The sequence below is a fragment of the Sulfurimonas sp. genome (assembly GCF_014859695.1).
GTDB lineage: Bacteria > Campylobacterota > Campylobacteria > Campylobacterales > Sulfurimonadaceae > Sulfurimonas.
Genome location: NZ_JACUTS010000078.1, coordinates 1 through 8,128, shown reverse-complemented (window position 1 = coordinate 8,128; position 8,128 = coordinate 1). Strand labels below are relative to the sequence as shown.

Below are 8,128 nucleotides of genomic sequence, written 5' to 3'. Positions count from 1 at the left end.
ACCAAAATCTATCCTTTTAGAGTGATAGATCTGGTATATGAATTATAGGAGGAGTTCGTATGTTAGGTATCAAAGAGATAGCAAGCTATATACCAGATAAAAAAATATCAAACTATGATAAAAAAGAGCAGTTTGAACTTGATGATGATTTTATAGAAAATAAAATAGGTGTTAAAACCCACTCTATAAAAGAACAAGGTGAAAAAGCATCAGATCTATGTGTCAAAGCGTTTGAAAATTTGATACAAAAAATTGGGCTAAACAAAGAAACTATAGATTGCTGTGTGGTAGTGACTCAAAATCCTGACTATAATATTCCGCATACATCAGCTATAGTTCATGGAAAACTTGAACTGTCTCAAGACTGTGCATGTTTTGATATATCTTTGGGTTGTAGCGGATATGTGTATGGATTATCAAACATTATCTCGTTTATGAAAAGCAATGGTTTGAAAAATGGATTGTTATTTACTGCTGATCCGTATAGTGAAATAGTAGATAGCGAAGATAAAAATACAGCATTGCTTTTTGGTGATGGAGCAACCGTTACATATATAAGTGAAGCGGGAATATATATGCCAAAGGGTTTTAGTTTTGGCACGAATGGCGAGCACTATAAAGAGCTTCTTTGCAAAGATAAGCTTTATATGAACGGTAGAGCGGTATTTAACTTTACGGCTACGACTATACCTAAACATATTCAACAACTTCTAGAAAAGAATGGCCTGGAAGACAAAGATGTAGACAAGTATGTGCTTCATCAAGGAAGTAAATATATAGTCGACACCATAAGAAAAAGACTAAAAATCGATGAGAATAAAGTACCATTTGATATGTACGAATATGGCAATACGATCTCATCGTCTATCCCCATTATTTTGGAAAAAGAGATGAAAAACAGTGATAATAAAAGATTTGTTATCTCAGGTTTTGGTGTAGGACTGTCTTGGGGTAGTGCTATAATAGAAAAAATTTAAATATAAAAAAGGAAAGAAAATGAAAGCAACAGTAGAAAATGTAAAAGAAGTGATAGCAGAGGCCGAAGTGCTTGGCGATGTAAATGAAATGTCAAACGATATAGCTCTTGAAGATCAGGGGATTGATTCGTTGGATGTTGTCAATGTGTATTTACTGCTTGAAGAAAAATTTGATGTAAAAATACCAGATGAAGATTTAAATAAAGTTCAAACTATTAACGACATAGTTGAATATATTAATCATAAAATGGTATAAAAGTATCAAAATGATATTCAAAAAAATAGTCAGTATGTATTTGAAATAAATTTTGCATAAAGATGATTTTGAAAAACAATATGTGTAGTGAGGAAATGAAATGATTCCATTTTTAGACTTAAAAGCGATAAATGCACAGTATGCGGATGAACTGAAAGAAGCTTGTGCGAAAGTTATTGATAGCGGCTGGTATATCCAGGGAGAAGAGTGTGATGCTTTTGAAGATGAGTTTGCTAAGTATTGTGGTGCAAAGCATGCTATTGGAGTGGCAAATGGTCTTGATGCCTTAATATTGATTTTTAGAGCATATAAAGAGTTGGGTGTTATGGCCGATGGGGATGAAGTGATTGTTCCTGCAAATACATATATTGCATCCATACTGGCCATTTCAGAAAATGGGTTAGTTCCCATACTAGTCGAGCCAAATATTGAGACATATAATCTTGATTATACGAAGATAGAAGAGAAGATTACGTCAAAGACCAAAGCAATTTTAGCTGTACATCTATATGGCCAAGCAGCAGAGATGGGACGGATAAACGCTATAGCGAAAAAATATGATTTAAAAGTCATAGAAGACTCGGCACAAGCTCATGGAGCGATATATAATGGGGTTAAAACAGGGTGTTTAGGTGACGCAAGCGGATTTAGTTTTTACCCCGGTAAAAACCTTGGGGCTTTGGGTGATGGCGGAGCAGTAACGACAAATGATAACGAGTTGGCTGATGTTATTCGTGCTTTAGGAAACTATGGTAGTAAAATAAAATATGAAAATATTTACAAAGGCACCAACAGCAGGCTAGATGAAATTCAAGCGGCTATGCTACGTGTAAAATTACGTTATTTAGATAATGAAATTGAAAGACGCAGAGAAGTTGCAAACTATTATCTAGATAATATTATTAATGAAAATATAATCCTTCCAAAGGTGATGCAACAAGAGAACCATGTATGGCATCTTTTTGTAATCAGAACAGAGAAACGGACTCAGTTACAGAAATATTTAATGGATAATGGTATTCAGACATTGATTCATTATCCAATACCACCCCATAAACAAACTGCATATAAAGAATGGACTGAAAAAGAATTTGAAATTACAGAAAGTATTCATAATACAGTTTTAAGTTTGCCAATTAGTAGCACTACTAGTATTGGTGACGTTAAATATATTGTTGATAAAATAAATAAACATTAAGGATAGCAATGAGTCTGACTAGAGTTGAACCAAAAAAATGCAAAGGTCTAGAAGTTATTGAATATAACAAAGATATTATTGCTAATATAGAAAAAATTAAGAATGCAATTGATAATGATAAAGCTGTCATAATAAAAGATATGTATCCAAAGCAATTACTCATGAAAATAAGACAATACCTGTTTAACGTCGGTCTAAATTCATTACCGTCGTATCATGCTTTAGACCACAAAATTCCTGACCATCACCTGATATTGCAAAATCATCCTGATTCATACGTTGATAGCTATGCGCACAAATTTTACTTTTATCCATGGAATCAAAATGTATTTGATTTTTTTAAAATTTTTAGAGAGATGTTTCAAATAAAAAATTTAATCACCGGGCTGGATCCAGATAAATACTTGCTGTCAAATCCCAGTAGTGACGACTTTGTAATCAGATGTTTATTTCATCATTACCCAGCTGGAGGAGGATATATAGCTAAGCATTCTGATACTGTTGGTGTGCACCAAAGTGTTACTTCTATAGCAGCGCTTAGTGATAAAGGAAGTGACTTCATAGGGGGGGGCTATATGTTATGGATATAAACAATGAGAAAATTTATATTGATGATTATTTGAAGTCAGGAAGTGTGCTATTTTTTAATCCTGAAATTATACATGGTGTTGATGAAATTGAAGGACTATCAGAAGGTGGGTTTTTTGATAGTTCTGGTAGATGGATTATGTTAGGTGCAACAATAAAAACTGCAAAAAATACATTTGCAAAAACAGCAATTGAAATAGAAGATAAGATATGAAAATAAAAAGTAACTCGTCATTTAAAATAGAACTTCTTAATGATAAAACTAAATTGCTGTTTGACTGTGGATGTCAATCTACACTTTATAATGATTTTTTAAAAGCAAATGATAGTAAACATCAAAATATTGAACTACATATTGGAAAGTGTAGTTACATAGAAGATAAATGTGAGCTTCGTTATTACTCTTGTGCCACTTCAGACTACAAATTTAATGTAGGAAATTTTACATCCATAGGCAACAACTGTTCATTTATAATGAATGGAGGGCATAGGGTAAACTATCTATCAACACATAAGTTTTTTCGTTATTTTGAAATGCCATCCAAAGAATGGGAATGCGTAGATGAACTTGAAGGAAAAAATATAAATATTGGTTCTGATGTATGGATTGGGGCACATTCTAAAGTAATGTCCGGAGCCAATATAACAGATGGGGTCGTTCTAGGTACTGATACAATTGTAACTTCGACACAAGATTTGGAGCCATTTGGAATTTATGTTGGTCATCCAGCGAGACTAGTAAGATTTCGTTATGATGAAAAAATCATTGAGAAAATTTTATTGTTAAAATGGTGGGATAAGGAACTATCATGGATAAAACAAAATAAAGAATATTTTGATTTCGATCTCACTAAAGATTTACAAAGAACTTTGGATAAGTTAGATTGGCTTTTGGAGCATTAATATCAAATTTTTTATTACAATTATTACAAGAATTTTATTGACAATCATTGGGTTATTAACGAATAAATTAGTTGCCGTTAATTTAGGTCCAGGCGGAATTGTAATTCTAGGACAACTAAAATCTGCCATGAACCTGATTATGCAACTTGGCATTGCCGGATCAAACAACCTTGTTGTTAGGTTGTTTACAAAAAAATATTCTCGACATTACTTATTTAGAACCATATTAATTATCTCTATAATAATCAATATTATTTTTATCAGTTTAGGCTTTGTATATATCGATAAATTAACCTTATTCTTAACGGGTTCAATTGATTTAACTGATTCAATGTATTGGTTAATATTAGGAATTCCCGCAATCTCTTTATTGTCATTGAATACTGCAATTATTAATGGCCAAGCGAAACAGGTTCTCTTTAGTGTATTGGTATTAAGTTATTCCTTTGTTTTTTTGTTAATGTTGGCTTTATCAGTAACAATTACACTTGACATAATGGTAATTGAGTTTGTTTTATCACTTGTTATTAGTAGTGCTGCAATCACGTTTTGGAATAGAAGATATTTTTTAATCTCATTACGAAAAACATTCAAAATTAGATTAGTCAAGAAAGTTCTGATATACGGACTTACTCTAATTTTTCCATTTTTGGTTAATACTCTTGTGCTAATCTATCTACGTACAGTAATGATGGAAAAGGATATTACGGGGGCCGGTTTATGGCAAGCTGTTTGGCAAATAAGTGACAATCTTGCCAGTATAGTATATCTGTATGTTATAAGTGTGCTACTGCCTAAAGCTCTGCATAAAAAGGCACCAATGGAAACATTTAGGTATTTGCTTAAAACCTATCAAATGCCATTGGTTCTATTCATATCGGGAGGGATAATATTTATTGTGTTTTCAAAACAAATACTATCTCTGCTTTATGATCAATCATTTATGTTAGCAGAACCACTAATCATATATCAACTAGTTGGAGATTTTTTTAAAATAATAGGATGGATCTTTTTATTGACTATAGCTTCATATGGACTACTAAAACTATCTATAATGATAGAAGTAGTAAATTTGGTTACTTCTCTATTGCTAATTCATTATTTTGTAGAAAATTATTCTACAATTGGTGCTAGTTATGCATATATGTTTAAATATATATTTTATGTATTACTGATGGGAATTGCATTTTATATATACTCAAAACAAAAAATAAAGGATGTTTAAAATGGATGATAAACCTTTAATATCAATTCGAATCCCTGCTTACAATCATGAAAAATATGTACAAAAGACATTAGATTCAATTCTTGCAGATCCTTATCCGAATAAAGAAATTGTAATTATAGATGATGCCTCTAAAGATGCTACTTGGGAGAAAATATTAGAGTGGGCATCTAAAAAAAATAGAGAAATAAAAATTATATATCAGCGAAATTCAAAAAATATGGGTGTATCTAAAACAGTAAATAAATTACATACTCTTTGTTCTGGTGATTATATTGTAGCTATTGCCAGTGATGATGTTTTAATATCAGGAAGCATTGAGAAAAGATTGAAATATTTGGAAGCCAATAAAAACAAAAAAATAGTGTTTGGGGACTGTCAAGTTATTGATGAAAATGATCACCTGCTCTATGAGAGTGGATTAAATGGTTTGTATGCTGTAAATAAAAATAATTTATTTGATGATGATAATATGAAAAAAGAATTAATACTCAACTGGGGTATTCCCGGAGGAACATTAATGATGACAAAAGATGTTGTCAAGGAAATATATTTTAATGAGAGGTTGATTGTTGAGGATTTTGATCTATTTCTTAAATGGATGTCAAAAGATTATTTGGGATTTATCGATGAAAAGATATCAAAATATAGAATTCATTCAGCAAATGCAATTAACAATGATGAATTACAAAGAAGAAGATATAAAGATTTTATCAGAACTATCTTTGGCAACATGAAGCACTTTAAGACAAAATATAAAGTCTTATTACTCTATGCAATATTTTCTCGTATTTCTAAAAAATTACTCAAAGTCAAAAAAGCATGATTTCTTTGATATATGCGGGAGCATGGTTGTTTGTATTTATTATCAGTTATATTCCAATTTCAAATATAATATTGACCCCAACAATTGAAGTTGTGTTGTTTATTAGATTATTAATAAGTAAAATAGTTTGAAATCAGTTTTTTTTATTTTGCCTTTTATGGTTTTTAATACATTTAATATTGGGTCTTTGAATATTCCAATCATATATATATTGTTTATCTTTTTAGTGTTGTTTACAAAAAAGATTTATATTCACAAAAAAATTATATTATTTTTTCTATCCTTATTTATTATTCTATTAATCAAAAATATTTATAATTCTATGTTTAGTCTTGATGAAATAGTTAAGTTACTCGCAATAGTTTTTATGACTATTTTGCTGAATTCTAACAAGTATAATTTGATGAAAGACAATAAATATTATTTATTTGCATTATTTATTTGCATTATTTATGCTTTTTATCAGTATCTGATAATGTACTTCAATTTTGACTTACATACTTTTTTGGCAATCATACCTGTATGGGAGTGGAATTCTAACTTATGGCACTTGTTGATTTCAAATGAAAGAATAAGGGTGCCAAGTTTTGCCCTGGAGCCAGCATTTTTTTCTATATTTTTGGCAGTAGGTTTCATTCTCAATCATATTTATTATAAAAATAATTTTTTATACTTATTATTATTTATGGCTATTTTAATTTCTCTTTCTAGAAACATGATGGGATTTATAGTTGTGTTCTATGGTTTATTGTATATTTACAAGTTCACAGATAATAAAAAATTATTATTTATTATTTACACTTTATCTTTTCTTCTTCCTCCAATATTTTTATATGTGTTTATCAATGATTACTCAAAATATGATGTATCTGTATTTATGAGAATTATACCTTTTGTGGCTTTTTTTACTGAATTAGATGTATTCCAAATCCTTGTTGGAGCCGATTACACCAAGACGATACAGAATTCAAATTATATGGTATTGATACATGAGATATTCCCGAATACAAATGAAATTATAGAAAAAGACCCTAAAAGTTTTTTAGGGTCTTTTTTGTATGGCTATGGAATTATAGGAGTGGTAATTTTTATTTTATTTAATTGGTTAATGCTTAAAAATAATCAAATCGCTTTTATATACATGAGTGCTTTTAATATTGTAATTTTTAACATCAATGTGCTTTATTGGCCAGTGTATTGGATTTTATTTATGATGTTGGTAGCGAATCCTTATTATGAAAAAGATAAGGATTATAAAATCACATCTAATTTTAAGGAAAACTCTTGATCTCAATAGTCATCCCGACCTATAACGCACAAAGCTATTTGCCAAAACTGTTAGAATCAATTAAAAGTCAATCTGTAAAAGAGTATGAGCTTATCATCATAGACTCGTCATCAAAAGATGAAACAGTCGCTATAGCGAAACAATACACTGAAAATGTGATCGTGATACCCCAAAGCGAATTTGACCATGGCGGCACACGTGCATATGCTGCCAAAATTGCAAAGGGCGAGGTGTTGGTTTTCTTAACTCAAGATGCTTTGCCGTTTGATGAGTTTGCTATAGAAAATATTGTAAAAACATTTAGCGATGAAAAAGTAGGGGCGGCCTATGGAAGACAGCTTAGCTATAGTGAGACCACTCTTTTTGGCAAACATTTGAGAGCGTTTAACTATGGGGAGAACTCATATGTTCGCAGCTTAGAAGATAAAAACCGTTATGGACTAAAAACCGCCTTTTTATCAGACAGTTTTGCGGCATATCGCAAGAGTGCATTGGAGGGCATCGGATGGTTCAAAGATGGGCTGATCCTCGGTGAAGATACTTATGCGGGGGCTAAGATGCTCCTTGCTGGACATTCGCTGGCTTATGTGGCTGAAGCAAAAGTGTACCATTCACACAGTTACACCGTATGGCAGGAGTTTCAAAGATACTTTGACATCGGTGTGTTTCATAGATGTGAAGAGTGGATACTTCGAGAGTTTGGCAAGGCGGAGGGCGAAGGGATGAAGTACATCAAGTCTGAAGTCAACTATTTGCTTGCAAACGGAGCTTGGTATCTGCTGCCTGAGTTTTTTGTGAGAAACGGTATGAAATACACAGGCTACAAGCTTGGCCAAAAATATGAAAAACTGCCAAAGTGGCTGATCA

At 31.4% G+C, this 8,128-nt stretch carries 10 protein-coding genes; all 10 read left to right on the top strand.

Annotation, left to right across the window (positions count from 1 at the left end; all coding sequences use genetic code 11):
- Positions 1–59 precede the first annotated feature (59 nt).
- The gene (locus tag IBX42_RS10365; RefSeq protein WP_294932640.1) at positions 60–977 is read left to right on the top strand and encodes a ketoacyl-ACP synthase III; all 918 of its coding nucleotides are present in this window, start codon (positions 60–62) and stop codon (positions 975–977) included.
- 19 nt (positions 978–996) lie between these two features.
- Positions 997–1,233 (top strand): phosphopantetheine-binding protein, encoded by a 237-nt coding sequence (locus tag IBX42_RS10360; protein ID WP_294932638.1) that lies wholly within the window; start codon positions 997–999, stop codon positions 1,231–1,233.
- A 100-nt stretch (positions 1,234–1,333) separates the two neighbouring features.
- Positions 1,334–2,431 carry a DegT/DnrJ/EryC1/StrS family aminotransferase gene (locus tag IBX42_RS10355; protein WP_294932636.1) on the top strand — a complete coding sequence of 366 codons (1,098 nt, stop codon included), beginning with the start codon at positions 1,334–1,336 and terminating at the stop codon, positions 2,429–2,431.
- 8 nt (positions 2,432–2,439) lie between these two features.
- On the top strand, positions 2,440–3,021 hold the full coding sequence (locus IBX42_RS10350; RefSeq protein WP_294932634.1) for a hypothetical protein: 582 nt from the start codon (positions 2,440–2,442) through the stop codon (positions 3,019–3,021).
- Entirely contained in the window at positions 3,012–3,233 is a 222-nt protein-coding gene (locus IBX42_RS10345; protein WP_294932632.1) for a hypothetical protein, read from the top strand. The genes IBX42_RS10350 and IBX42_RS10345 overlap by 10 nt, the downstream gene beginning before the upstream one ends.
- Positions 3,230–3,922, top strand: a complete 693-nt coding sequence (locus IBX42_RS10340; RefSeq protein ID WP_294932631.1) for a CatB-related O-acetyltransferase — start codon at positions 3,230–3,232, stop codon at positions 3,920–3,922. The genes IBX42_RS10345 and IBX42_RS10340 overlap by 4 nt, the downstream gene beginning before the upstream one ends.
- Before the next feature lie 37 nt (positions 3,923–3,959).
- The gene (locus tag IBX42_RS10335; protein ID WP_294932629.1) at positions 3,960–5,147 is read left to right on the top strand and encodes a hypothetical protein; all 1,188 of its coding nucleotides are present in this window, start codon (positions 3,960–3,962) and stop codon (positions 5,145–5,147) included.
- A 1-nt stretch (position 5,148) separates the two neighbouring features.
- The gene (locus IBX42_RS10330; protein WP_294932627.1) at positions 5,149–5,973 is read left to right on the top strand and encodes a glycosyltransferase; all 825 of its coding nucleotides are present in this window, start codon (positions 5,149–5,151) and stop codon (positions 5,971–5,973) included.
- Between the two features lie 403 nt (positions 5,974–6,376).
- Positions 6,377–7,261, top strand: coding sequence for a hypothetical protein (locus IBX42_RS10325; RefSeq protein WP_294932625.1), 885 nt, complete (start codon positions 6,377–6,379; stop codon positions 7,259–7,261).
- Positions 7,258–8,128, top strand: an 871-nt coding sequence (locus IBX42_RS10320; protein ID WP_294932623.1) for a glycosyltransferase family 2 protein, incomplete at its 3' end; no start/stop codon positions are given. The genes IBX42_RS10325 and IBX42_RS10320, both read left to right, overlap by 4 nt.